The following is a 26,932-nucleotide window of genomic DNA, read 5'->3' as shown; positions in this document are numbered from 1 at the left end:
CTGCGCCGCGCGCCCCGAAGCGTGAATCGCATGAGCGGGAGGATGCGCGTCATGCGCTGTCGCATGATGTCCGCACCGCATCCCGGACGTCAATGCCGCAGTTATAGCAGCTGCCGATGTTTCCGCCCCGCGCACCGGGGAAGAACGCGTCAAGCAGAAACGGCTGTGCGCCCCGGTGACAAGCCGGGACGCACAGCCGTTTCTCGGTGACCGGGCGGGTTTCTCCCGCCCCTCTTTCGGCCTTTTAGTTCTCCCCCATCACTTTCAGTTCCGCGATTCCCGGCCGTTTCTCCTCGTCACTCGGATCCGCCGCCCGCACCTCCGCGCGGACGAAGCGCGCGCTGACGCCGGGAGTCACCTCGCGCCAGCTCCTGCCGTCGACGGAGGCGAGCAGCCGGTACGTGTCCGGGCGGACCTTCGACCACTCCAGGAGGACCTGCGAGACCCGTGCCGTCCGCCCGAGGTCGACCGTCAGATGAGCCTCGGCCGCATCGGGCGACCAGTACGTCGTCCCGTCCCCGTCCACGGCGGCGTCCGCGTACAGCCCGGACTGCTCCGACGTGGCCTCGGCCGGCCGGCAGCGGGCGAGGTTGCCGGTCGGTTCCAGGTCGGGGCGGCGGGTCTTGAGGACCGCCGGTGCCGCAGCGCTGACGACCTGCGAGCCCTGGGGGGTCTGAAGCTCCAGCGGTTCCCCCTGGGTCAGCCGGACCGTGGTCTCCTCCGGGCCGATGGCCACCTCGTACGTCCTGCCCTGGGCACGCAGGCCGCTGAGCGTGACGCCGTCCGACAGCTGCGGAGGCAGCATCGGGTCGAGGTGCACCTTGCCGGAACGGGTGCGCAACCCGGTGAGCCCGTGGGTGAAGACCTGCACGAAGCCGCCCTTCCCGGTCAGGAAGTCCTCGGCGGGAAAGCCGGCGTGCGGATCGCCGGCACCGGCCGCGCGCTCACCGCGCGCCTCGGAGAACAGCGCGAACGGGCCGCGGACGAAGGGCCGGACGGACCGCGTCAGATAGGTGTGCGTGGCGCAGCCGGGCTTGCCGACGGCCGCGGCGACCACGGCGTGCACCGAGTCCGTCATGGCCGGGCCGTCCGGGTCGGAGCGGGCGGCGTAGTGGTCGAGGGTGTTGGCCGCCGCCTCGTCGGACATGGGCCACTCCAGGGGGTAGATCAGCAGGACGGCGTCCGCCTGTTTGATGGCGCGGCCGTCGTAGCCGTCGAACTGCTGGAAGACCTTCGTCCTCTCGTCGTACAGGATGCGGAGCCGGTCCGCGATGGTCGTCCAGCTCGCCGGTGCCCGCTCGCCGAGGACGCCGGCGGCCCTGGTCGCGTTGCGCAGGGCGGTGGCCGCGGCGGCGTTGGTGAACACCGCGTCGTTCTTGTGGTTGCTGTACTCGTCCGGCCCGGAGACGTTGTTGATGGAGTAGCTGCCGTCGCCGTTGCGCGTCACACGGCTCTCCCAGAACTCGGCGATGCCCTTCAGCAGCGGCCAGCCGCGGTTGCGCAGCCAGTCCCGGTCTCCGGTCTGCTGGTAGAACTGCCAGGCGGCGAGGGCGATGTCGGCCTGGAGGTGGATCTGGGTGCGGCAGTGGTCCGGCTCCACGCTGTGGCACTCCGAGTCCAGATCGCCCTTGTCCGCACTCGTCCACGGGTAGAACAGGCCGCGGTGTCCCAGTGCGGCGGCGTTCTGCCGGGCGGCCGGCATGGTGCGATAGCGGTACTCCAGGACCGGCTCGGCGAGTTCGGGCCGGAACGCCAGCAGGCCGGGGAACATCCAGGTCTCCGCGTCCCAGAACTTCAGGCCCGCGTAGTCGTCACTGGTCAGCCCCGCCGGGGCGATGCTGTCGGGCGACCCGGCCCGGATGTTGGCCAGCAGCCCGTACAGGCTGGAGCGCAGCCACTTCTGCAGCTCGGGCCGCCCGTTCACCCGGATGTCGCCGCTCCACAGCTGCTCCCACTCGGCGGCGTGCCGCCCGAACAGCCGGTCCCAGCCCCGGTCGGCAGCCCGGCGCGACTCGTCCGCGGCGCTCCGGGCGGGCTCCCGGGAGGTCAACTCGGTGTCGATGCCGACGAACTTGGTGAAGGCGTAGGTGCGTCCCGCACGCACGGGCACCGACACCGACTGGTGCGCGGTCAGTCCCTCGCCGCCGCGGACCCGGTCGCGGACCGGCACCCCGGCATCCGGGCGCAGCGTCGACACGACCGCCCCGTCGACGTCCGTGCCGTCGGTCCGGAAAGGCACGGCGATCCGGTCGTCCTCGGAGCCGCCCGGCCCGTTGGCGGTGGCGGAGATCCGTCGCGCACCACGGCCGTCGAGGAGGTCGGTGACGGTGGCGGTGCCGCGCCAGTGCGGGGTCATGCGCAGCCGTACGGCGCCGACGTGCCGGTACCTGCGGTCGGCGACGACGTCGTAGACGAGATCCGTGGCCCGGCCGTCGCCGGTGGTCCACGTCAGGGACGTGCGGACCAGGCCGCAGCGCAGGAAGACGGTCTGCCGGTAGGCGGAGATCCGGTCGGTGGGCACCGACGCGTCGAAGGTCTCGCGCCCGGCGCCGACGGTCAGCCCCGACCACGTGGGCAGCGCGGCGACGACGTGCCGGTTCCCGGCGGTCCGCGCGTTGTGCGCGTACAGGCCGGAGACGAACGCCCCGTCGTAGCGCGGGGTCTTGAGGGGCCAGCCGGTCTCCCGCTCGGAGACGGAGTACCCGGTGCCCGCGGGCGGAAGGCTCTGTCCGAGATAGCCGTTGGCCGCGTAGGCGTGGTGATCGTTCTTGGGGTCCGTTGAGGTGAGCGCCCAGTCGGGAGCCGCCGCGTGCCCCTCGTCGGGGCAGTTCTGTGCCGCCGCCCGCGCGGGCCGCACCTCGGCCGCGGAGGCACCGGCCGCCTGGGTCGGGGGCAGGGCGGCGGTGAGGGAGCCGGTGGCGAGCAGTGCGCACACGAGCAGGGGGACCGTCAGCCGGGTGCGGCGTGACCGCCGTCGGGGTGAAGACATCGGTCTGTGCGCGCGGAACGGCAAGGACGTGTGGAACATCGAGGATCTCCACTGTGATCGGTGAGTGAAGGGCAGGGCGCCGGCCCGGCTCAGGCACGTGGAGCCGTGGAGCGCGCGACCGGCATGCCTATCGGCGCACGGGGGCAGGCCGGCGCGCCGATGACCGCAGCGGGAGCTTCAGCGCACGCGTATGTGCGGCGCTCCCGAGTGGCGACCCGGGGCAGTGACCGTCCACGGGTCGCTGGGCCGACGGACGGTGGCATCCACACCCTTCACGGTCATCCGTGCTGCCTCCCCGGTGTGGCGGCCCATGCTCAACAGGTCGCTACCCAACGGAGATTCGTGACAACCGTGCGTAGTCACGGCGTGTCTCGCGCACCTTGGCGCACTCAGCCGAGCGGGGTGTGCGCCGGCGGGCGGTCGCGCGACTCAGGCTTGTGGCGTCTGCGGGACCACGTCCACCCCGAAGCCGTCCATCCGTACCCGCAGCTCGGGCCCTCGGCTGAACCGGACCGAGAACTGTGCCGCCCCGGCGCCCCGCACCCGCACCGCCTCCTCCAGCGGCACGGGATCCGGTTCGCCGGTGAGCCGGGCCAGGGCGACGAAGAGGGTGCCGCCGCCGTCGCCCGTGACGCCCGTGAGGGAACCGGTGAGCCCGAGCACGGGCAGCAGCTCGGCGCGCACGCCGTCCCCCGCCGCCCACCCGGTGACCCGCACCGGCGTGCCGGGCGCGGCACCGGTCACCAGATGCGCCCGCACCTCGCTGGCCCCGTGCGCGAGCACCACGCTGGTCACCCGCACCCCGTCCCCGACCGTGTGCCGGGAGGCCGCCCAGCCCTCCCCCGCCCCCAGCGGCACGATCCCCGTCCGGCTCGCGTCGCCCCCGACGATCACGCTGTTGTCGTACGACGCCGAGGGCTCCGTCACGGTCGAGTAGGCCAGGCGCGTGTAGTACGGGTCGTAGCGCACGTCCTCACTGCCGTGGTTGTGCAGCCGGACCACGCCGTCCGAACGCGTCGACTGCAGCAGCCAGTTGGGCGGGCCGACCGGCGTGACCGCGTCCGCGCGCTCCGCCGGGCCCGGTTCCTCGGTCGCCGTCCACACCTCGTGGTCCGGCGGCAGGAGCAGGCCGAGGAAGCCCTTGCTCGCCCAGTAGGGCGAGGCGGGGCCCGAATAGCCTTGCAGCAGCGCCTCGTTCGGTCCGTGCCAGCCCAGCGTCAGCAGTCCCCGTTCGTCCACCGCGCCCCGCTGGAGGAAGTACCGCAGTGCCCCGGAGGCCAGCCGGCGTGTCTCCCCCGGCGCCAGCGGCGTGTGCCCGGTCAGCGCGCCCAGCCACAGCGGGGCGGTCGTGGCGAAGCGGTAGGTCAGCGAGCGGCCCTGGAGCATCGGGGCGCCGTCGGCGCCGAACAGGCGGGCGTAGTCGGCGAGATGGCGGGAGAGCCGGGCGCCGTAGCGCTCCAGCAGCCGTTCGTCCTGCCCCAGCCAGGCGTGCAGCACGGGGTAGAGGTGCATCGCCCAGCCGTTGTAGTAGTCGAACTTCCGCCCGTCGCCGTCGGTGTACCAGCCGTCCCCCAGGTACCACTTCTCGATGCGCTCCAGCCCACGCTCGACCGCCGCCCGGGACGCCTCGGTCTCGTGGCCGATCTCGGCCAGGAAACCGCCGACGGTCACCGGGAACAACTCCCAGTTGCACGGCCAGGGTTCGGCGGTGAGGGCGTCGGCGAGCCAGTGGGCCGTGCGCTGCCGTACGGCGTCGTCCAGCCGGTCCCACACCTGCTCGCGGGTCAGGCGCAGGGCGAGGGCGATCGAGGCGGCCTCGACGAGGGGCTGGCCGCGGTCCTCGATGCGGGGCCAGACGCCCGCGGTGCCGGCCGCGAGTCCGGCGGCGTAGCGTTCGAGCGCGGTCTCGTCCCGGCGGAAGGCCGCCAGCAGCAGCGTACGGGCGTAGCCCTCCAGGCCGTCCGAGAGGCGGCCGGACCAGCTGGTGCGGTCGCCGGGCAGGTGGTAGAGGGCGAAGTCCTCGGTGGCGTACGGCTCCACGGCGGCGAGCAGGGCGTCGGCGGCGGACTCCCAGTGGGCGCGGATGCAGCCGGTGCGCGGGCTGAGGGCGCGGTCGTCGGGGGGCAGTTCCATCAGCGGCTTCCTTCCGGCTGTGCCCTTCGCGGCTGGGCGTGGTTCCAGCTGGGCCTGGGGCGCCCCGGTTCCGGTCGGGGCGCCCCAGGAGTTCATCCCACCCGCACCTTGCCCTTGGGCACCAGCCCCTGGGCGACCAGTTCCTCACGGACGAGACCCGCGTAGACGGTCGCCCCGTGTTCGGATGTGTGCGTGTTGTCCCGTTTCTCGTTGTACAGGTACAGCGCCTTGGACGCCTCCACGCCCAGCGACTCCACCAGCGCCTTGGTCTTCGCGGTGAGGTCGATCAGCGGGACACCGTGCGCGGCGGCGACCGAGCGGATGACCGCCGGGTGGTCGACGCCCAGGCCGTTGACGAGGAGGGCGGTGCCGTTGTTCAGGGTGCCGTCGGCGTTGAACCAGCGCCGCACGATGGGCGTGACGAGGACCGGACGGCCGCCCTCCGCGCGGATGCCCGCGACGAGCGCTTCGAGGTTCGCCCGGTAGGTCGCCTCGTCGGTCGTCTTGTCGTTGTGCGCGAGCTGGACCAGGACCAGGTCGCCGGGGCGGATGCGCTGCTGGACGGTGGCCCACAGGCGGGCGTCCCGGAGGTAGGAGACCGTGCTTTCGCCGGAGTCGGCGTGGTTGGCGACGGACAGGCCCTTGCGCAGGTACCGCGGCAGCTGCTGGCCCCAGCCGGAGTACGGGTCGCCGGGCTGGTCGCAGACCGTGGAGTCGCCGACGAGGAGGATCTGCCGGGCGTGCCGGGCGGGGGTGACGCGGATGTCGGCGAGCGCGGGCGCCGCGCCGCCGAGCACGAGGTCGAGGCCGGGCGTCCCGTCCGCGCCCGTCGGTTCGCCCTCGGGGGTGCGGACGTCCACCGTGAAGGCGCGGGTGACGCGCTCGCCGGGCGCGACGGCCGTCGCGGGGAGCAGGGAGCGCCGGGTCTCGCCCGTGATGCCCGTGCTCGACGCCGAGTCGCCGCCGAGGACGACCCTCACGTCGTACGTGCCGGGTGGGACGTCGAAGTGGCAGGCGGTGTCGGTGCAGTGGTCGATGCCCAGGGCCGGGCGGCCGCCGGCGGCGAGCGCGGGAGGGGCCGACAGGGTGGTGCCCAGGGTCGCCGCCGCCAGCACGGCGACGGTGAAGCGTCGTGAGCGTCTCATGGCGGTGGACCGTACCGTGCTCAGCAAGCGCTTTCTAGACCCCGGGCGGATTTCACTCAGCCGGGGTGGTCAGCTCCCGCGCGTCCACTGCTGGTTGGTCCCTCCGTTGCAGGTGTACGTGATGAGTGCCGCGGAGTTGGCGGTGGAGCCGCCGTTCACGTCCAGGCACTCGCCGGTGGTGCGGGCTCTGATCAGCCAGTAGCTGCCGGAAGCGGTCACGCTCCACTGCTGGCTGGTGGCGGCCGTGTTGCAGTTCTCCTGGGTGACGTTGGCCGCGTTCTCGGTGAGGCAGAGGCTGCTGTTGCGCACCATCAGCTGGTAGTAGCCGCTGCCGACGGACTTGAACCAGAACTTCTGGTTGTTGCCGCCGTTGCAGGTGTACTGGGTGAGGGCCACGCCCTGCCACAGGGACTGGTTCGGCACGTCGGCGCACTTGGCGCTGTGCCGGGCGATCAGCGTCTGGTACGTGGCGCTGGTACCGCTTGCTGTGCCCGCCGCCGCGTCGATGGTGACCTCCGGCGACCAGGACATCGCCATCGATCGCGAGGTGGGGAAGGCCAGCGGCAGCCAGACGTAGCGGGAGTCGTTGACGGTGCCGCCGAAGGAGTTGCCCCAGCGGTCGCCCAGGTAGAGGTACGCGGTGCCCGACGTGCCCTGCACGGGCAGCACGTACGTGGTCTGCGAGCCGTATGCCGTCGAGTCGCCGACGTTGGTCATCGCGGTCCAGGGGCCGGTGATGCTGGTGGCGGTGGCGTACTGCTGCTGGTTGGGGCTCCAGCCGGTGGCGCCCGAGGTGAGCATGAAGTAGACGCCGTTCCGCTTGAACAGCGCCGGGGCCTCGCGGTGGCCGCCGTGCCAGGGGTCGGCGACCAGGGCGGCGACGCCCGTGTAGTCGCTGGTCAGGCGGTAGATGTGCAGGTCGTAGTTCTCGCGGGCGGCGGAGACCATGTAGCCGGTTCCGTCGGTGTCGACGAAGACCGTGATGTCCCGGGACATGTGCTGGCCGAGCGGGCGGAAGCTGCCCTGCCAGGTGTAGTCGCCGTCGACGGTGTCCGAGACGGCGACGGCCGCGCGGGCCTCGCTGTAGTCGGAGCCGTTCTCCTTGTGCATCCACATCACGAACTTGCCGGTGGACGCGTTGTACATGACCTTCGGCCGCTCGATGTTGGCGACGGCCAGTTCCGGGTCGGTGGACTGGGTCAGGACGTGGTTCCTGAACTCCCAGTTCTTCAGGTCGGTGGAGCGGTAGGCGTCCACGTACCGGAAGGTGTTGTCGGCGTTGCGGTGCTCGCCGAACCAGTAGTAGTAGGCGCCGACCTTGATGATTCCGCCGCCGTGGGCGTGCACGGGGTCGCCCGACGTGTCGGTGAACTGCGTGCCGTTGGTGATCGTCCGGGGCGCGGCGCTCGCCGGGGCGGCGGTGACCAGGGCACCGGCGAGGGCGCAGCACAGGGCGAGGAGGATCGCGTACGCGCGTCTCATCTCACGCTCCCCGCGGTGCGGTGTCGGCGACGGGGACGCCGAAGTCCGGGGTGCCGTCCGGCTTCCAGCCGAGGGTCTGCACGCGGGTGTGGCGGTTGGGGTCGTTGAGCGGGTCGCCGTTGATCTCCTTGTACTGGCGGGCGTGGTAGACGAGGACGTCGGTGCGGCCGTCCTCGGCGACCGTGAAGCAGTTGTGGCCGGGGCCGTACTGCTGGGTGGTGTCGTTGCTGGTGAAGACCGGCGTCGGGGACTTGGACCAGTTGCCGGGGTTCATCAGGTCCGCCTTCGCGGGGGCGGTGAGCAGGCCGACGCAGTAGTTGTGGTCGGTGGCGCTGGCCGAGTAGGTCATGAAGATGCGGCCGTTGCGCTTGAGGACGTACGGCCCCTCGTTCACCTTGAAGCCGATGCACTCCCAGTCGTACTCGGGGGTGGAAAGCCTCACCTGAGGGCCGGTCAGGGTCCACGGGTTGGCCATCTTCGACAGCCACAGGGCGGTGTTGTTGTCCATGCCGGGCTCGTGCTGGGCCCAGGCGAGGTAGCGGGTGCCGCGGTGGGTGAAGGTGGTGGCGTCGAGGGAGAAGGTCTCCCAGGCCGTCTTGATCTGGCCCTTCTCCACCCAGGTTCCCCTGAAGGGGTTGGGGCTGGAGTTCTCCAGGACCCACATGCGGATCCGCCACACGTCCTCGGCGGGGGCGGCGGCGAAGTAGATGTACCACTTGCCGCGGATCCGGTGCATTTCCGGTGCCCAGATGTGGGCGCCCATGTCGCCGGTCGGGTGAGCGCGCCAGATGACGGACTCGGCGGCGGTCGCGAGGCCGTTCAGGGTGCGCGAGCGACGCAGGATGATGCGGTCGTACTCGGGGGCGGTGGCGGTGAAGTAGTAGTAGCCGTCCGCGTGACGGGTGATGTGCGGGTCGGCGCGGTTGAGGACGAGCGGGTTCACGTACGGCCCGGCCGCCTTCGGAGGGGCTGCCGCCGCGGTGGCGGCGGGGGCGGCGGCCAGGGCGCCCGCCGCGAGGGCGGCGCCCTTCAGTACGAGTCGGCGGTTGGGGGTGGGCAGGTCGTCGGCGCGGCTCATGCGGACTGCCTCTCGTGTGCTCGACGGAGTCGGTTCGACATTTCGTACAACATCTGTCATTCCGAACGCCGAAAAGGTAAAGGTGTGTCAGGAGGAGGTCAACGGGTTCGACGGGCCAAAGTACGGCGGCGATTTTCTGTTATCGGCCCGCGTCCCGGCCGTCTCCCCCCATGTGCGCAGCCAAACCCACAGAACAGCAGCGGCCGCAGGCGCCCTCGCGGCGATCGCCGCCCTCGTCACCGCTCCCCCAGCGACAGCCGCCGGTCCGCGGGACGTCACCGCGGACGTGCTCGCCGACCGCGACGTGACCCTCACCGGCGACACGGTCGTCACCGTCCCGTCCGGGACCACGACGTACGACGGCGTCTTCCGCGGCGAGGGCACGCTGACCGTGCGCGGCAGCGGGACGCTGATCCTCACCAGGGACAGCGACTTCACGCTGCCGAAGTCCCGGCAGCGGCAGAAGGTGAGCGTCCTCGGCGGCAACCACCCGTACGTCACGGTGACCAACCCCGACCCGCCCGCGGTCACCGTCGAGCGTGGCGCCACGCTCCAGTACGGCAACGGCGGTACGACGGGGCTGATCGGCCACTTCCCGTACGGCACGCCCGCGTTCCGGCTCAACCAGGACAACATCCGGGTCGACGGCACCCTCCGGCTGTCCCTGAAGAGCGCCTACAACCTGGGCACCATCAGCGGCTCCGGCCTGGTCAGCCAGCCGAGGTTCCTCTGGGGCACCTGGGACCTGTCGGGCACCCACCCCTTCTCCGGCGTCATCGACAACGGTACGCAGACGAATGCCGGGCGACCCGAGTACGCGACCTCACTCCCGAACGTCCGCAAGGTGCTGAACCAGGGCACCTGGACCGTGGACACCCCGCTGGGCCGGACGGTCACCATGGGGATGGACTTCTACCAGCGCGAGTACGGCAGCGACATCAACGTCCAGTCCCGGCCGGGGAGCAAGGTCGTCCTCACCGGCCAGTACAGCTGGTCGGACCAGGGCGGCGACACCGACCCCTCGCTCAGCGACCCCGCGCTGAACTGGACGCCCGCACGCAAGAACGTCAACAAGCGGGGCACCAACATCAAGGGCGCGAACGTCCAGTGGGGCGACGGCACGACGAGCAGGATCTTCATGCCGGGGACCGCGGAGACCGTCTACATCAACCTGCTCGCCGCCCGCTCCCGCTCCCGGCTCACCTTCGACTACAACGGCCCGGTGACGCTGGGCGCCCCGATCGGCGGCGGCCGGTTCCACGACACGCTGGCCGCGCCCGGCGCCGGGGACGTCGTCATCGCGGGGACGCGCGGGAACGACGTGACCTTCGCGGCGCGGCAGTACTACGACGGGTCGACCACCGTGGAGAAGGGCGCGGTGCTGCGGCTGGGGTCGGGGCAGGGCGACGGCTCGCTGTGGATGGACGGCGGCCTGTGCCGGGTCGTGAACGACGGCACGCTCGTGGTGCAGAACGCTTCGACGCCCATCTCGCTGTCCCGGGTCAGCGGCTCCGGGGCGTTCGTGCAGTCGGGCGCGGCCACGACGACCCTGGCCGGGAGCGGGGTGACGTACACCGGGACCACTACGGTCGACAAGGGCACGCTGGCGCTGAAGTCCGGGGCGACTCTCCGGCACAGCAAGGCGATTCGGCTCACGTCGACGGACGCCCGACTGGACACGGGCACGTCCGGCCTGCGCGTGGCGACCACCCTCACCGGCAAGGGCACCGTGCGGGGCGCGGTGACGAACGACGGTGTGGTGGCGGGCGGCCTGACGGTGACCGGGGGCTACACGCAGCGCGCGAAGGGCCGCCTGGTGGTCCAGGCGAAGCCGTTGAGGGTGACCGGCGGCCCTGTTCGCCTGGCCGGGGCCGTGGACCTCGCGGCGGCGGGCACCTCCCCGGCTCGCGAGATCACGATTCTGGACAACGCGGGACGCGGCGAGACGACGGGCGCGTTCTCCGGTCTGCGTGAGGGTACGAAGGTGAAGCCGGCCGACACCGTCTACCGCATCAGTTACCGCGCCGGCGACGGCAACGACGTCACCCTCACCGCCACCACCGAGAGCCCGTCGGCCTCCCCGTCTCCGCCGTCCAGCGCGGCGGCGGTCGGCACGCGCAGCGCGCGTACCGCCGAGGGCTCCGGCTTGGGCTGGTGGCCGTATGTACTGAGCCTCGGCCTGCTGGGCGGCCTGCTGATGCCTGCGACCCGACGCACGCGCGGCGGTCGGCGCAGGGGCGGGGGTCGGCATGCGGTGCGGCGGTAGGGCCGTCCCTCGCCGTTGCCTCGGTCCTTCCCTCCCTCCGGGTGACGCCGGACTGATCCCTATGGGGGACGTGTCGGCGTGTTGCTGGGACAGACGGGTGGCGCGATGACACGGCTGGGCGGCCCGGATGGTGCACGGCGAGGGCCTGACTGACGGTGGTTCATGTCGAGGCCGGGTTCGTTCCAGCTGATGCCCTGTCCGCTGCCCGGCCACGGCGGAAGGACACCGATATGCGTTCTGCCCGCATTCTTCTCGCCACGGCGGCCGTCTCCGCCGCGCTCGCCTTCACCACGCCCGGCGCCGCGTTCGCCGCACCGGGCGGGGACTACGGAGGCGACGACTCCTCGTACAGCAAGGAGCACGACAGCGATTCCGGCCGCGACCACGACAAGGACTACAGCAAGGACCACGACAAGGACAGCAGCCACGACGGGCCACGCGGCGGAATGCACACCGGTGGCGGTGCGCTCGCCGCGGTGCGCGGAGACGACTGGAGCTCGGACCACGACGACCGCAAGTACGACTCCGAGTCCCACAAGGACAAGGGCGGCAAGGACGAGTGGAGCAGCGACGAGCACGACAAGCCGCGCGGCGGTATGCACACCGGCGGCGGCGCCCTCGCCTCCCCCGGCGTCACCACGGGTGGTCTGGCCGTGCTCGCCGTCGGCGCCACCGGCTTGTACGCACTGCGCCGCAAGAAGGCCGCCGAGCCGACGTCCTGACCGGTCCCCCGACTCCGGGAACGCGGCCGCCGCCGGCGCACACCGCGCCGGCGGCCCGCGCTCCCGAGCCCCGAAGCCCGTGCTGCCGTGCCCGAGTGAGGTGATGTCCGATGGCAGCAGATCCCTCCGCCACGCCTCCCGCCGAACGGGCGACGGCCGGGCAGCACCCCGGCCGCGGCGGGCGAGTGACCCTGTGGGGCGTGGCGATCGTCATCATCGCCGTCAGCGTGTTCGGCGAGCACCAAGGATCGGACGGCATCTCGCAGACCTCCCGTTCCCCTGGCCCGACCGCCACGCCCACGCGCACGCACCAGGCCACGCGGCCACTGCCCCGCTCCACACCGGTCCGGCTGCTCATCCCGAAGATCTCCGTGGACGCCCCCTTCACCCCTCTCTCCATCGGCGCCTCGGGCCAGCTGGAGCCTCCGCCGGCGGCCGACACCAACCTCGTCGGCTGGTACGCCGAGGGCGTCTCGCCCGGCGAGCAGGGCACCTCGATCGTCGCCGGGCACGTCGACACGGCCACCTCGGCGGCCGTCTTCGCCAACCTCTACGAACTCCGACCGGGCGACCGGTTCTCCATCGACCGCGCCGACGGGCGCACCGCGGAGTTCATCGTCCACGACGCGGAGACCTTCCCGAAGGACGACTTCCCCGACGAGCGGGTCTACGCCGACACGGCGCGCCCCGAGGTCCGGCTCATCACGTGCGCGGGGAACTACGACCACGCGGTGAAGGACTACACCGAGAACCTGGTGGTCTTCGCCCACCTCGTGTGATGCGGCCGTCGGCATCCCGGCGCGCTTAGCCCACCTGGCTGGAGGTGACAGTGCGGATCACCTGCCCGCGCGCCCACTCGTGCTTCCATCGCGTCAGGAGGCACGTTCTTCGTCCACCACTGTGCCATGCCGGAGGAGACAGCTGATGCCCGAGGACAACGCCGCGATCACCTGCCCGTTCGACTTCAGCGAAGCCCTGGAGTTCGACCCCGCGCTCGCCGACCTGATGGATCTCGGTTCCCCCACGCGGATCCGGCTACGCTACGGCGACGCCGACGCCTGGCTGGTCACCGGTTTCGAGGCCGTCAAGCAGGTGACCACCGACCACCGGCTCAGCCGGGCGGGCATCATCGGCCGCGACTACCCGCGGATGACTCCGGAGCCCATCGTGTCGCCCGAGTCGATCAACGTCATGGACCCTCCGCACAGCACCCGCGTCCGCCGCCTGGCCTCGCAGGCATTCACCCCGCAGCACGTCGAGGGCATGCGGCACCGGATCATCCGCCTCACCGACCGCCTGCTGGACCAGATGGAGCAGGCGGGCCCGCCGGCTGATCTGGTCCGGCACCTGTCCAACCCGCTGCCCCAGCACACCGTCCTCGACCTCCTCGGCGTCGAACGGCAGGAATGGCCCCGGATCGAGGAGTCCGTGCGCCAGTTGCTCGTCGTCGGCGCGGACAGCAAGCAGGCCGCCGCCGAGGCCAAGGCCGATCTGACGGCCTACTTCGCCAAACTCGTCGAACAGCGCCGGAACTCACCCGGCACGGACCTGATCAGCGCCATGGCCGCGGCGCGAGACGGTGAGGAACAGCTGGACGACAAGGAACTGGCCGTCATGGCACTGACGCTGGCGCTCAGCGGCCAGGACACGGCAACCTGCCAGATCAGCGACATCGCCTACCTGCTCCTGACACGTCCCGAGCTGATGGAGCACCTCAGGTGCCGGCCCGAGACCCTGACCGACGTCCTGCACGAGATGCTGCGCTACATCCCCTTCCGCAAAGGGGTCGGAATCCCCCGGGTGGCTCTCGAAGACATGGAACTGGACGGGGTGCGGATCCGGGCGGGCGAGTTCGTCCACGTGTCGTACCTGACGGCCAACCGTGACCCGGAACGCTTCCCGGACCCGCACGTCATCGACGTCGACCGGCCGAACACTCCCCACATGACGTTCGGCTGGGGCGGGCACCGCTGCATCGCGATGCCGTTGGCCATGGCAGAGCTCGAAGTGGCCATCGGGCGGCTCATCGAGCGCTTCCCCCGGCTGCGGCTCGTGGTGCCGCCCGAGGAAGTGCGGTGGGACACCGACACGATCAGGCGGTTCCCAATGGAGCTGCCCGTGGCCTGGTAGGGGGCTCCACAGGAGCCCATCGACTAGCGTCGTGACATGACCAGCCACACCCCCGAAGCCCCGATCGGACTCGCCGAAGCCCTTGCCGCCGGGACGGTCGTGCTCGACGGCGGCATGTCCAACCAGTTGGAGTCGGCCGGGCACGACCTCAGCGACGAGCTGTGGTCGGCGCGACTGCTCGCCGAGCGCCCCGAGGCGATCGCCGAGGCGCACCTCGCGTACTTCGTGGCGGGTGCGAGCGTGGCGATCACCTCCAGCTACCAGGCCACGTTCGAGGGCTTCGCGAAGCGCGGGATCAGCCCTGAGCGGGCGGCCGGACTTCTGCGGCTCAGCGTGGAGCTGGCGCGTGATGCGGCGGCGCGGGCGGCGGCGCGGGGAGTCACCCGTCCGCTGTGGGTGGCGGCCTCGGTCGGCCCCTACGGGGCGATGCTGGCGGACGGCGGGGAGTACCGGGGCCGTTACGGGCTGACGGTGAGCGAGCTGGAACGCTTTCACCGCCCTCGGATGGAGGTCCTCGGCGCGGCCCGGCCCGATGTGATGGCTCTGGAGACGGTTCCGGACGCCGACGAAGCGGCGGCCCTGCTGCGGGCGGTGCGCGGGCTCGGCGTGCCGGCCTGGCTGTCGTACACCGTGGCCGGCGATCGCACCCGCGCCGGTCAGCCACTGGAGGAGGCCTTCGCCCTGGCCGCCGACGTCGACGAGGTGATCGCGGTGGGCGTGAACTGCTGTGCGCCCCAGGACGTCGACGCCGCCGTCGCGATCGCGGCCCGGGCGACCGGCAAGCCGGTGGTGGTCTACCCCAACAGCGGCGAGACCTGGGACGCGCGGGCTCGCTCCTGGAGCGGCCGCTCCACGTTCACTCCCGAACAGGTGGAGGGCTGGCGATCCGCCGGGGCCCGGCTGATCGGCGGGTGCTGCCGGGTGGGACCGGAGACGATCACGTCGATCGCACGCACGCTGACGGCCTGACCCACGGTGCGGAGCCGTCGGCGGCTTGCCCCACCGGACACGGCCCGGCGCTGCTAGCCTCACCGCACCGGGAACCGGTTTCCGTCGTGTTGTCGCAGTTCCCGGACGGTGCGCAGGGCGCCGGGGAGAGGGGCGGGGTCGGTATGACGCGCAAGAGCGGGGGCGCGGGCCGGAGCACGATCCGGGACGTGGCGTTACGCGCGGGGGTGTCCGCGTCGACGGTGTCGCGGGTGCTCGGCGGGGCGTACCCGGTGAGCACGGCGACCCGCACGCGCGTGCTGCGCGCCGTGCGCGACCTGGACTATGTCGCCGACGCGCGCGCCAAGGCGGTCGCGGGCGTCGGGACGCCCACGCTGGCGTTCGTCCTGGAGGACATCACCGGTCCGTCGTTCGCGCACATGGCGCACGGCGTGGAGCGCGAGGCGGCCCGGCTCGGACATCTGTGCCTGGTGTGCAGCACGGAGGGCGACGTCCGGCACGAGCTGGAGTTCGTGGAGATGATGCGCGCCCAGCGGGCCGCCGCGGTCATCCTGGTGGGCGGCGGCGCCGACACCCCCGAGTACCGCGAGCGCACCCGCCGGATGGCCGACTCACTGGCCTCGGCGGGTTCCCGGCTCGTCCTGTGCGGCCGCCCGCCACTGGGCCCGGGGGCGCCGGTGACGGTGATCGAGTACGACAACGAGGGCGGCGCCCACGCCCTGGTCGCGCACGTCCTGGCCCAGGGCCACCGGCGGATCCTGTTCCTCGGCGGCAAGCCCGACCACACCACCGCGCTGGGGCGTGCGCGCGGCTACCTCGCCGCCCACCGCGCCCGCGGCGTCGACGCCGACCCCGCGCTGCTCCTGCACGGCGACTTCACCCGCGACTCCGGCCACCGCCTGATGCGCCAAGCCCTCGCCGCGCGGCTGGAGTTCACCGCCGTCGTGGCCGCCACCGACATGGTCGCGGCGGGCGCGCTCACCGCCCTGCACGAGGCGGGTCTGCACGTCCCCGGCGATGTCTCGCTGGCCGGTTACGACGACATTCCCTTCGCCCGTGACCTGCACCCCGCCCTGACGACGGTGCACGTCCCCTACGAGGAGCTGGGCCGCCTGGCGGTCCGCACCGCCCTCGGCCGCACCGCGGAAACCCAGGCCGAGCACCTGCTGCTCGGCACGCATGTCGTGGTGCGGGACTCGGTACGGGCGGTGGGGTAGGGCACGGCTGCCCACAACCCCGCGTCACTGCCGGCGGACACCGCCGGAGCGGCGGAGGAGACGTGCGACCGACCGCAGCTCCGCACGGCGCGCGGACGCGCTCTCGACAGGGATCGGTGGGGATGCGGTTTCCCGGGCGGTGACGTCGGCCGTCCACAGCGCGAGCTCGCGATCGCGCGGCCCGTACACGGTGTGCGGGGGCGCCAGTGCGCCGGGCGTGTCGGGCAGCTCGGCGTCGCCGAAGGTCCGCACCGGATGGGCGGCGTCCCACGCCTCCCAGCCCGGGTCACCCTCGGCCGCGAAGCGCACCCAGGCCGAGTGCATCGCGTCGGCCAGCTCCGTCGGCGCGCCCCAGCCCGCCAGCTTGGCCGACTCGGGCACCTCACCGCTGTCGAAGACGAACCCGAGTTCCAGCGCGTGGCAGGCGCCGAGGCCGGGCAGCAGGGAGGGCCAGGCGAACTCGTAGACGTACGACGATCCGGGGCGGGCGTCGGCCAGGCGGTGCAGCGGGTTGCGCAGCAGGTGGTCGGTGACCATCTGGCCGACGATCTCCGCGGTGCCGGCCTCGGGGTGCAGGGCGCGGTAGCCGCGTGGGACCTCGTGGCCGCAGTGGCAGCGGGCCATGGCCCCGGCCAGGGCGACGGGGCCGAGCCGGTCGACGCGCTCCAGCAGCCCGCCGGGCACGAGCCACAGCCGGTACTCGTCGCGGGTCCAGCCCATGAGCAGGTCCACGCCCTCGGCGACCCGGCCCTCGACCAGGGCCTGCAGGGGATCGCGGGGGACGACGTCACCGTCGACGACGATCCCGAAGGCAGGCCCGCCGAGCACCGGGCTGCTGAGCCGGCCGACCTCGGCCTGGGTGCGCAGCAGCAGATCGCGATCGACGGCGGCGAAGGCCTCGGCGGTCGCGGGCACCTTCAGCCGGGCCGCCATCCGGCGCACCATCCGCCGTACCTTGTCCCGCTCGACCGCCTCGGGCGGCCCGCTCTGCAGGACCGCGCGCCGGAACAGCCCCTGGGCCTGCGGGGCGGCGATCAGGGCACCGATGCTGATCGCGCCGGCCGACTGTCCGAAGAGGGTCACCCGGTCGGGGTCACCGCCGAAGGCCTCGATGGACTCGTGCACCCAGCGCAGGGCGGCCAGCTGGTCGCGCAGGCCGGGATTGGCCGGGGCGTCGGGGAACAGTCCGTAGCCTTCCACGCCGAGCCGGTAGTTGAGGGAGACGAGGACGATCCCGTCCCGGGCGAAGGTGTGCCCGTCGTACACGGGCACACACGACGAGCCTCTGGTCAGGGCCCCTCCGTGCAGCCACACCATGACCGGGAGCCGGGCGCCGGGGCCGGGTTCCGGGGTCCACACGTTCAGGTTGAGGCAGTCGTCCCCGGGCACGACGGGGTCGGAGAGATACTGCGCGAACGCCTCCGAGTACGGCGGTTTCGGCGGTGTCGGCCCGAAGGCGCCCGCGTCCCTGACGCCGTCCCAGGGTTCGGGCGGCACCGGGGGCCGGAACCGGCGCGGCCCGAAGGGGGGCGCGGCGTACGGGATGCCCCGGAACACCGCGGCGTTCCGCTCGTACCGGCCGCGTACCGCCCCGTACGGCGTGCTCACCACGGGGCCCGTCAGGTCTGCTGCGGTCATCCGCCCACCAGCCCTTCGCCGTGCTCGTGCACCGTTCACCTCAGAGCATCACATCGCTCGGGGTGTTCCGGTGCACGAGCCGGTTCAGCGCTTCTTCGGCGTACGTCGGCTATTTGGCGTGCATCAGCGTGCCGAAACCGAGCTGGTCGTAGCCGCCGCTGTTGGAGCCGTAGTCCCCGCCGCCGCCCTCGGGGGCGACGAGGTGGTAGTACATCTGGGAGATGTACCTGTCGTCGAGGTACAGGCGCCGGTTGTAGTGGAAGTGGAGCATCGCCCAGACCGGGCGGACCTGGCCGCGCGAGGCGGCGGAGATCACCGTGTGCTCCCGGTACGCGCAGTTCTGGCCGGTGCCCCAGCTGTAGGTGGTGAAGGGCACGTCCTGGCCGAGGTTGTACTTGGCGACGTACTGGGCGGCCTTCATGAAGCGCCGTCCGTCGTAGGAGTACAGGTCCTCGCCCTGGTTCCAGGCCATCTCGCAGATCGCGCCCATCTGGCCCATGCCCATGACGGTGTGCCCCTGGTCGCGGCCGGACTCCTGCCACTGGCCGAGGGCGTAGCCGTCGGCGTCGGTGTGCAGGAACGGCACGGCGTGCCTGATGGAGCCGTTGCCCGCGCCCGACTTGAAGTACGTGACGGCCTGGTCGTACGTGGCGGCGTCCTCGTTGAGGATCCCGATGGCCAGGACGGAGGCCATGGTGCACAGGTCCCAGTTGGCCCAGTAGTTGGTGATGCAGGCGTCGTTGTGGCCGGTGAGGAACTGGTTGTTGAGCGGGTAGAAGACGTCGGCCATCATCTGCTGGAACGCGCCGAGGTCGAAGGCGTCGTAGTCCCGCATCAGCTCGGCCGCGTTGGCGAACTGCCAGCCGTAGAGGCCGGCCGCGAGGAACCGGTCGGCGTTGCCGGTGATCGTCGTCAGGGTCGTGGCCCACGCGTTGAGGATGCGCGCTGCGCAGGCGGCGTTCGCCTCGGTGCCGCCGACGTGCCAGCGCAGCGCGTTCTGGTAGGCGGCGGCGATGTCGTTGTAGAGGATGCCGTAGTTCTGGCCGGTGCCGCCGCGGATGATGGTCGCCTGGGGGTTGGGCGTCCAGGTCGACCGGGAGTGGGAGTTGGCGACCAGCCGGTTCCAGCCGGACAGCCAGGGGTCGTCGCCGGCGGCCACGCGGACCCGGGCGCGGTTGATGTCGCCCCGGTTGTGCAGCATGCCGGGGTGGGTCCACGTCGCCGGGGCCGCGCTCGCCGTGGGGGCGGTGGCGGACGCGCCGAGGGCGAGGGCGGCGGTGAGGCCGCCGGCGGTCTTCAGCAGACCGCGGCGGCTCAGCGCACTGTTGTGGAGGTGCTGGTGGGGGGAAGTGCGGCTCATTGCGGTGCAGCTCCAATCCATGGTGCTCTACATGGCGGTGATGCTCACCTCGTCGAACTCGGTGGTGCTGCGGACCAGGGGGCTGCGGGAGCAGACCACGAGGCCCACGTAGTAGGAGGCGTCGCCGAAGCCGGGGATCTCTCCCTCGGCGAGGGGGGTCCAGCTGACGCCGTCATCGGTGGAGGCGTACGCGGCGAACGCGGTCCCGGTGCGCTTCAGCCGCAGGAGGCAGGGCGCGGTGACCGGCGCGTTGCCCGTGAAGACGGATCGGCCTGCCACGGTGGGGCGCAGCATGAGCTGCGCGCTGCTCCCGCCGGTGACGATGGCCCCGGCCGCCTGGTCGAACGGTGACAGGGACTTGGCCATGAGCAGCCCCACCCGGTCGCCGCTCGCGCCGGTACGGGAGACCAGCCGGGCGGTGATCTCGCAGTCGCCGGTGACGGGCCGCCGTACGAACTGGCCGGTCATGCCCTGGTTGTTGACGGTCAGATCGGTCCCGGCGCCCCGCACCACGAAGGTCCCGTCCTCGTATGCGGTGCTGCCGGGTGTGCGCACGTACACCACGCCGTAGGTGCCGAGTTCGCGCGCGTCGAGCACCACGTCGCCGAGATCGCCGTACGACCAGGGGGCGGGCGGCGGGGTGCCGACGGTGAGCGTGAGGGTGGCGGTCGCGGTGGCCGCCGCGTTGGCCGCGGTGGTCGTGACCCTGAACTCTCCCTTCTCGGTGGGCGTTCCGGAGATCAGGCCGGTGCGCGGGTCCAGACGCAGGCCGTCGGGCAGGCCGCGCGCGGTGAACCGGATCGCCGCCGGTGCGGCCCGCAGCAGGTGGCGGAACATGACGCCCCGGTTGGCGAACGCGGTGTCGGGGGAGACGAACTCAGGCGTCGAGGGGGTCGGCATCTCGGCGTGCGCGGGCGCCGAACGGGGGCCGCGTCCACCGGTGTTGGTCTTGGTGACGGTGTAGTGATACGTCGTGCCGGGTCTGCCGGTGGGGTCCGTGTACCGGATGCGGGTGCCGAAGCCGACCGGGGCGACGCCGTTCGCGATCGTCCGGTACGGGCCCGCCGCGTCCGTGGCCCGCAGCACCGCGTAGGTGGCCGAGGGGTCCGGGTCGGTCCAGCTCAGTTCGACGGCGTCGGCGCCGGTGACCGCCCGCAGGCCGGTGGCGGTGTGCGTGGGACGCGGGGTGACCCAGTCGGCGCCCCTGGCCGTGACCACGCTGACGTTGTCGAAGGCACCGGTGCCCGTCTCGGCGTACTCCTCGTCGACGCCCAGGCAGGAGGTGAGGACCAGGCCCGCGTAGCTGGTGCGCCCCAACTCCACCCGGGTGGAGCCGACTTCTGTCCACCGGATGCCGTCCGGGGAGAGGGAGCCGGTACAGCGGCCGCCCTTGCGTTCCACGCGGACCCAGTACGGCGCCCGCAGCCGGTAGCCGTCACCCGCGCCCTCGACGTACGGCGCCGTCAGGGGGGTCGCCGACTCCGGGAGCGAGCCGAGGTCGGAGATCGGGAACGCGGCCGCGCTGGTGATCGCCTGCTGCTGGGACGGCGGCACGGGCGTGCTGCCGGTGGCGGAGACGTCCGCCCCGGCCGAAGGACGGACGCTCCACACTCCGCTCCAGGTGTGCAGCGGCAGCCCCTGGATCAGCATCGCGGCGTGCGCGGCGTCCGGGTCGAGGGAGTCGCGGACGGTGACGCCGATCCTGGAGTACTGCGAGCTGAGCGGGAACACGATCCGCGCGGTGACGACGCCGTCGCCGCGCAGGGGCACATAGGCGACCCGGTACGTGTCCGCGCTGCCGCTCGCCGTCAGCACGAAGCGCTCGCCGTCGAAGGATGCGGAGCCGGGGATTCTCACGTTCCCCACGTCCCGGGTCGACCAGGGTTCGGGGAGACCGGCGGTGGCGGCGGTCCAGGCGGAAGCCGCGCTGGTGCCGTGGGAGTTGGTGGCGGTGACCGTGTAGTAGTACGTCCGTCCCGGGCGGACGTCGTGGTCCGTGAACCTGGGCGCCCCGACCCCGGACGCGCGCCGCCTGTACGGCCCCTCCGGGCTGGTGGCCCGCCGGACCGTGTAACCGGTCGCCCACGCGGACGGCAGCCAGGACACGGTGACCGCGTGGCCGTCGCCGACCGCGGTGACACCGGCGGGTGCCGTCGGCGCGGCCGGTGCGGCCGTCGTCGTCCCCGCGTAGGTGAGGGTGCCCCAGCCGGGGTGGTCCTCGTGGTAGCCCTCCACCGCACGTGCTCCGTTCGTGCCCCGGAAGACGACCTGCTCGGTGTGGGGGGCGGGCTTGCCGAGGCGTCCCGCGTAGTGCGCGTACGCCATCTCCCACAGCGGGCGGAACACTCCGCGCTGCCGGGCGGAGACGGTCGTCTTGATGTACTTGCCGGTGCGGTCGAGATCGGGCGTGAACGGTACGGAGTCGTCGCCCAGGTTGTAGCGGGCGAAGTACTCGAAGTTGGCGAGGATCCGGCTGTCCGCGAAGCCGTACAGGTCCACGCCCTGCTGCCAGGCGACCTCGGCCGCGTCCGCCAGCAGGCCGACGGCGAGCTGTTCGTGGGCCTGGTCGCGGCCGGACTCCTGGCCCTGGCCCGCGGCGGTGACGACGCGGTGCAGCACCGAGCCGTTGCCGGACCCGGCGGCCGCGAACCGCAGGGCGTCCTCGAACATCACCCGGTGGTCGCAGAACACGGCGATGGCGAGGATGGTGCGCAGCGCGGCGAGGTCCCAGTTGCCGTTGGCGTAGAGGCAGTAGCCGGACAGGGCCGGGTACCAGACGTCGGTGAAGGAGCGTTCGCAGCGGCGTATCGACTCCTCGGACCAGCCCTCGTAGCCGCTGTGCCGCAGGATCTCGGCGGCGTTGACGAGCTTGAAGCCCTGGATCCCGGCGCCGAGCTGCCCGTCGGCGCCGGTGACGCCGGTGAGGGAGGCGGCCCAGGCGTCGAGGATGTCGCGGGCCTTGTCGGCGTGGCGTACGTCGCCGGTGACCGCCCACATCAGGGCGTTCTGGTAGGCGGCGGCCGCGTCGGTGACCGCCTGGCTGGTGGAGTCGGTGGGGCCGCGGCCCCAGGTGGTGATCTGACCGGTGTTGCGGACGGCGTAGGTGTGCTGGGAGCGGAAGTCGGCGGCCAGCGCGGCGAAGCCGGACGCGATCGGGTCGCGTCCCTGCGCCACCGCGGACTTCATCCGGGCCAGGTCCGCCCGGGAGTGCAGCAGACCGGGATGCGCGAAGGTGAACGCCGCTTCGGCGGACCGGGCCCACGCGGGCGTGGTGGAGACGGACAGCAGTCCGCCTCCGGCCACGGCCGCGAGTCCCGCCGTGCCGAGGAGCGTCCGTCGGCTGAGCGATTGCACGGGTTACTCCCTGGCTTACGGGTTCTGCACGGTCAGCTTGAGGGTGTTGGTCGCCGTGCCCACGCTGTTGGTGGCCGAGACGGTGACCGTGTGGGTGCCGCGGCGCTTCGGGGTTCCGGAGATCAGGCCGGTCTTCTCGTCGATCCGCAGGCCCTCGGGCAGTCCCTCGGCGCCGAACGACGTCGGCAGCGCGGTCGCGGTGACGAGGTGGTGGAAGACCCGCTTCTTGGTGGTCGTCACCTCGCCCGCGCTGGTGATCTCGGGGGCCACCGTCGCGGCCGGTGTGGTGGCGTCGAGGAAGCGGAGGTCCTTCACGTGCTCGTTGACGAACATCGGGACCATGTCCGGGGTCAGGTACCAGCCGGGCTTGCGCATCTTGTCGTGGATGACCGTGCCGTTGATCTGCAGGTTCTGGAAGGTGAGGTTCTTGATGGGGCGGTCGGCGTCGTAGCCGACGACGATCGGCATGATGGCGTTCCTGCCGTTGTAGGTCAGGTTCCGGACGTAGACGTCCTGGATGCCGCGGCCGGGCGAGGCGTTGTAGCGGTTGGCCATGACCCGCATGTTGAACAGCTGGCCCCAGGTGAAGTCCTCCACCCGGACGTCCTGGATGCGCACGTTGCGGATGAGGTTGCTGTCGCCGGGGTTCAGGGCGAAGCAGCCCTGGTAGAGGACCTGCGGCTCACGGTGCTGGAGGACGTCGATGTTGCTGAAGACGATGTTCTCGATCGTCTCCGGCTGCTCCGGGTTGCCGTGGGTTCCCATGTTCACCGGGTGCGCGACGTCGGCCCACAGGGTGGAGTCGCGGACGACGACGTTGCGGCAGTCGCCGTAGTAGTCCCAGCGGTGGGCGTAGATGGCGATGCAGTCGTCGCTGTTGCGCATGAAGACGCCCTCGATCAGGACGTCCTCGCTGCTGAACACGTCGATGCCGTCGCCCCACTGGCCGTTGCTGTAGGAGTGCAGGTTGCGGACGGTGACCTGCTTCGACTGACCGATGGTGCAGGAGTAGCCGGTCTTCGGGTTGAGGGCGAGGATGCCGTCGATCTCGATGTTCTTCGAGAACGCCACCAGGGTGGCGGCGTCCGAGTCCCAGATGATGCCCCGGCCGATCAGCCGGGCGTTCTCGACGTTCACGAACTCCACACGGGCCTTGAGCACCGCGCCTCCGGCCAGGTACACCGTCTTGCCGCTGGGCACCTTCACCACGCCGCCCGAGGGGGTGTGCAGGCCGGGGCCGAAGTAGATGACGTCGGGGTCGTCCTCCTCCGGCCGCCGGGTCTCGATCGGGTTGGCGTGCAGCTGCAGGTTGCCGTAGATGTCGCCGTCGATCTCGATGGAGAGGTTGCGCGGCTCGGTGAGGCTGAAGGTGATGGTGTCGCCGCTGACCTCGTGCGGGATGTCGTACGACAACGGGCGGATCCGCGCGGCGGGGATGGTGCCCTGGGACCAGGTGACCTGCACCTCCACGGTGCCGGTGAAGTCGAGGTTGGCGACGGAGGTGTACCGGATGCTGCCGGAGCCGGTCTTCTCGTTGATGGTCTTCGTGCCCGCGCGCAGGACCGGCACCGGCTTCCACCGGCCGCCGGGCGTGCGGGCCTTGACGACGTAGGTGGTGTTGATCGGCAGTGCGCCCGGGACGGGGTGGACCACCAGCCGGTCGGTCTTCCGTCCGTCCTCCGCACTGGCGGTCCCCGCCGCGGTGCCGACCAGCGAGTACGCGGCGGCGGTGGCACCCGCGGCCTGGAGGACGGTGCGCCGGGACGGGCCGGTGCTCTGGGTGTTGTTCATGAACAGCTTCCTTAGTAAAGAGGTGTGCGTTTCTTGAGGCCGGAGGTGGACATCCCGGCGACGAAACCGCGCTGGGCGACGAGGAAGATCAGCAGGATCGGTACGACGTACATCACGGAGCCGGCGGCCAGCAGGTTGTTCACGGGCAGTCCGCCCGGTGTGACGTACGAGGTCATGAGGGCGACGGAGAGTGTGGTGCGGTCGCTGGACAGGAGCAGCATGGGGGCGATGAAGTCCCCCCAGCTCCAGGTGAAGGCGATCACGAAGCTCGCGGCCAGCACCGGCCAGGACTGCGGCAGGAAGATCCGCCAGAAGATCCCGGCGTAGCCGCAGCCGTCGATGATCGCGGCCTCCTCCAGCTCCCGCGGCATCCCGGCGAAGAACTGCCGGAACAGGAAGACCAGATACGGCGCCGCCGCCAGCCCCCACAGCACCCACGGCCAGTAGGTGTCGACCATGCCGAGCTTGGCGAAGATGAGGTACGTCGGGAAGAGCGTGGTCATCTGCGGGAGCATCATCGAGCCGGTCAACACACCGAACAGGGCCCTCTTGCCGGGAGCGTTCAGGCGCGCGAACCCGAAGCCGACCCAGGCGGAACTCAGGGTGCCCAGGGTGGCGTAGATCAGAGCGATGATCAGGGAGTTGCGGGCGTGGCCGAGGAAGTCGATCTGGGTGAAGGCGCCGGCGAAGTTGTGCCACTGGATCTTCTCGGGCAGCCAGTGCACCGGGGAGGCCGCGAGTTCGGGCGTGGTCTTCAGTCCGGTGATGACCAGCCAGCCGAAGGGGCCGAGCATCAGGCCGGTGATCACGACGAGGACGGAGCAGAGGACGAGGCGGGACGCGCGTACCCGCACACGGCCGCCGGAGTCGGGCGGCTGCGGGGTCACGGTGGTCGCGGTCACTTCTTCTTCGCCTCCGGGTCGACGTTGTAGAACACCACGCCGGACGTGACCTTGAAGAGGTGGGCGAGGTGAACAGGTAGAACGCCCGGTGACGTCGTGCCGTCCGACCGACTGTCATCCCACCTGCTCCTTGCCGCGCTTCATCTGCTCGTTGATGACCGAGTTGAGGCGTCCCGCGAGGGTGTCGACGGAGATCTCGCCCTTCATCGCGGCCGGAATGACCTGGTTGATGAGGGCTCCAGCGCGTTCCACGTGATGTACGGGGTGAAGGGGGTCACCGAGAAGTGCTTCAGCTCGGCCTCCTGCACCTTCAGCACGCGCCGCTGGTAGTCCTCCTGGTGCGGCATCAGCGGGCGGAGCGACTTCAGGCTCGGTATCCCCCAGCCCCCCGCCGCGCGCGCCCTGGCCGGCCCCTCGCCGAAGAACCACTCGAAGACCCGCCAGGCCGCGTCCTTGTTGCGGGCCTTCTTCGGCATCCACAGGCCCGTGGCACCCTGGCAGGAGCTGATCCGCGGGCCGCCCTCGAAGACGGGGGCGGGGGCGAGCCGGGACACCTCCGCCAGCTCGGGCTCGGCGTTGATCATGCCGCCGAGCCAGTAGCCGCTGCCGGACATGGCCATCCGGTTCGCCACGTAGGTGGGCCGGTCCCAGGTGTCGGGGTTGGGCTGGATGAGGCTCGGCCCGACCCTGGCCCTCGCGTACCCCACGTACCAGGCCAGGGCCCTGCGGGCCTCGGGGGTGGTGAAGTCGACGCGGCTGAAGTCCGCCGAGAAGAAGCTGCCCCCGGCGGCGGCCGTCAGGTTCGTGAAGAGGATGCCCAGGCCCAGACCGTTGTAGCTGCCGCCGTACACGGTGGTCTGGCCGTTCTTGCGCTGGACCAGACGCTTCGCGTGGTCCAGCCACTCCTCGTACGTGATCGGCTCGGTCTCGTCGGGGTGGGCGACCCCCGCCTTGTCGAAGAGCGAGGTGCTGTACCAGAACATCGCGTCCTGGGAGAAGTCCTTCGCCATGCCGTAGCGGGGGCCCTTGCCCTGGGTCTTCCCGTCGTACCGCCACAGGTCGTTGACCGGATCGAGGTCGTCGACCGTGAGGACGGTGGACCTGGCGAAGTACGGATCCAGGTTCTCGGCCACGCCCCGCGCGGCGAAGTACGGCGCGTCGAGAGCCCCGAGGCCGCGCACCAGGTCCGGCGGGTTGCCGCTGGTGAGCATCGCGATCAGCCGGGTGATGTCGTTCTGCACCACGGTGATCCCGATGCCGATCTCCTGCTGGGCCTGCTTGATCAGTTCCGGGGGGATGTCGTCGAGATTGACCATCACCGTGACGCTCTCGCCGCCGGTCGCGGCCCCGGCCACCTGCAGGGCGCATCCGCTCAGGGCCGCCGCACCGGCCACGGCGCCGCCGGCCGACAGGGTGAGAAAGCGTCGGCGACTGCGGGGAGCACCGGCGTGGGACGGCATGGGCGCCTCACCTTCTGGTTCGGGGAGCACGGCTCGGCCGGGTCACGGATGGGATCGCAGTAACAGGTAGCAACCGGTTGCTACGACCGAGTGGCCAGAGCTTCGGCCCGTCCGGAGGGCGCGTCAAGACTCCTGGCGCATTTTCGAAAGGTCCGCGAAACGCTGGTGACACGCGCCGTGAGGCTCCACAGTGCGCCTCACCCGTGCGCTGACCAGCGGTGTCGAGGTCCGCCGCGGTGGTGCAGAACCAGGCGGCCACCCCGCAACCGGTTGCTCCCAGCCCGCGGAACGGGCGAAATTTTTGCGGATCTTCCGCC

The 26,932-nt window shown here is 71.5% G+C and carries 17 protein-coding genes; 6 read left to right on the top strand and 11 right to left on the bottom strand.

The features are described from left to right. Window positions 1–244 precede the first annotated feature (244 nt). The 5 genes from KWI83_RS09430 to KWI83_RS09410 form a co-directional block, all read right to left on the bottom strand. Window positions 245–2,989: a discoidin domain-containing protein gene (locus tag KWI83_RS09430; RefSeq protein ID WP_218513842.1), complete on the bottom strand. Its 2,745-nt coding sequence runs from the start codon at window positions 2,987–2,989 to the stop codon at window positions 245–247. 429 nt (window positions 2,990–3,418) lie between these two features. Then, entirely contained in the window at window positions 3,419–5,122 is a 1,704-nt protein-coding gene (locus KWI83_RS09425) for a DUF2264 domain-containing protein (RefSeq protein ID WP_218513841.1), read from the bottom strand. 92 nt (window positions 5,123–5,214) lie between these two features. Then, window positions 5,215–6,267: a rhamnogalacturonan acetylesterase gene (locus KWI83_RS09420; protein WP_218513840.1), complete on the bottom strand. Its 1,053-nt coding sequence runs from the start codon at window positions 6,265–6,267 to the stop codon at window positions 5,215–5,217. A 69-nt stretch (window positions 6,268–6,336) separates the two neighbouring features. Then, window positions 6,337–7,749: an RICIN domain-containing protein gene (locus KWI83_RS09415; protein WP_218513839.1), complete on the bottom strand. Its 1,413-nt coding sequence runs from the start codon at window positions 7,747–7,749 to the stop codon at window positions 6,337–6,339. A gap of 1 nt (window position 7,750) precedes the next feature. Continuing rightward, window positions 7,751–8,827: a family 43 glycosylhydrolase gene (locus KWI83_RS09410; protein WP_218513838.1), complete on the bottom strand. Its 1,077-nt coding sequence runs from the start codon at window positions 8,825–8,827 to the stop codon at window positions 7,751–7,753. A gap of 172 nt (window positions 8,828–8,999) precedes the next feature. Between KWI83_RS09410 and KWI83_RS09405 the strand changes: the two genes are divergently transcribed. From KWI83_RS09405 to KWI83_RS09380, 6 genes are all read left to right on the top strand, one after another. Beyond that, on the top strand, window positions 9,000–11,093 hold the full coding sequence (locus tag KWI83_RS09405; protein ID WP_218513837.1) for an autotransporter: 2,094 nt from the start codon (window positions 9,000–9,002) through the stop codon (window positions 11,091–11,093). Between the two features lie 230 nt (window positions 11,094–11,323). Next, window positions 11,324–11,815, top strand: coding sequence for a hypothetical protein (locus KWI83_RS09400; RefSeq protein ID WP_218513836.1), 492 nt, complete (start codon window positions 11,324–11,326; stop codon window positions 11,813–11,815). A gap of 110 nt (window positions 11,816–11,925) precedes the next feature. Then, entirely contained in the window at window positions 11,926–12,594 is a 669-nt protein-coding gene (locus KWI83_RS09395; RefSeq protein WP_218513835.1) for a class F sortase, read from the top strand. 145 nt (window positions 12,595–12,739) lie between these two features. Continuing rightward, complete coding sequence (locus tag KWI83_RS09390; RefSeq protein WP_218513834.1) at window positions 12,740–13,945, top strand: cytochrome P450; 1,206 nt, start codon at window positions 12,740–12,742, stop codon at window positions 13,943–13,945. Between the two features lie 36 nt (window positions 13,946–13,981). Further along, window positions 13,982–14,914, top strand: a complete 933-nt coding sequence (gene mmuM / locus KWI83_RS09385; RefSeq protein WP_218513833.1) for a homocysteine S-methyltransferase — start codon at window positions 13,982–13,984, stop codon at window positions 14,912–14,914. Between the two features lie 143 nt (window positions 14,915–15,057). Further along, window positions 15,058–16,110, top strand: a complete 1,053-nt coding sequence (locus KWI83_RS09380) for a LacI family DNA-binding transcriptional regulator (protein WP_218513832.1) — start codon at window positions 15,058–15,060, stop codon at window positions 16,108–16,110. A gap of 24 nt (window positions 16,111–16,134) precedes the next feature. Here KWI83_RS09380 and KWI83_RS09375 read toward each other — a convergent pair whose 3' ends face one another. From KWI83_RS09375 to KWI83_RS09350, 6 genes are all read right to left on the bottom strand, one after another. Continuing rightward, on the bottom strand, window positions 16,135–17,748 hold the full coding sequence (locus KWI83_RS09375) for a carboxylesterase/lipase family protein (RefSeq protein WP_218513831.1): 1,614 nt from the start codon (window positions 17,746–17,748) through the stop codon (window positions 16,135–16,137). Window positions 17,749–17,857: 109 nt separating this feature from the next. Continuing rightward, entirely contained in the window at window positions 17,858–19,108 is a 1,251-nt protein-coding gene (locus tag KWI83_RS09370) for an alginate lyase family protein (protein WP_218513830.1), read from the bottom strand. A 27-nt stretch (window positions 19,109–19,135) separates the two neighbouring features. Beyond that, window positions 19,136–22,462 (bottom strand): alginate lyase family protein, encoded by a 3,327-nt coding sequence (locus KWI83_RS09365; RefSeq protein WP_218513829.1) that lies wholly within the window; start codon window positions 22,460–22,462, stop codon window positions 19,136–19,138. A gap of 15 nt (window positions 22,463–22,477) precedes the next feature. Next, a complete protein-coding gene (locus KWI83_RS09360; RefSeq protein ID WP_218513828.1) occupies window positions 22,478–24,253 on the bottom strand; it encodes a putative Ig domain-containing protein in 1,776 nt (591 codons plus the stop codon). 11 nt (window positions 24,254–24,264) lie between these two features. Then, window positions 24,265–25,155, bottom strand: a complete 891-nt coding sequence (locus KWI83_RS09355) for a carbohydrate ABC transporter permease (RefSeq protein ID WP_218513827.1) — start codon at window positions 25,153–25,155, stop codon at window positions 24,265–24,267. A 203-nt stretch (window positions 25,156–25,358) separates the two neighbouring features. Further along, entirely contained in the window at window positions 25,359–26,615 is a 1,257-nt protein-coding gene (locus KWI83_RS09350) for an extracellular solute-binding protein (RefSeq protein ID WP_308122007.1), read from the bottom strand. Window positions 26,616–26,932: the final 317 nt, after the last annotated feature.

The sequence above is a fragment of the Streptomyces sp. TRM70350 genome, assembly GCF_019219825.1.
Lineage (GTDB): Bacteria > Actinomycetota > Actinomycetes > Streptomycetales > Streptomycetaceae > Streptomyces.
Note: the sequence above shows the minus strand (reverse complement) of the source record. Positions and strands in the feature narration are given on the sequence as shown.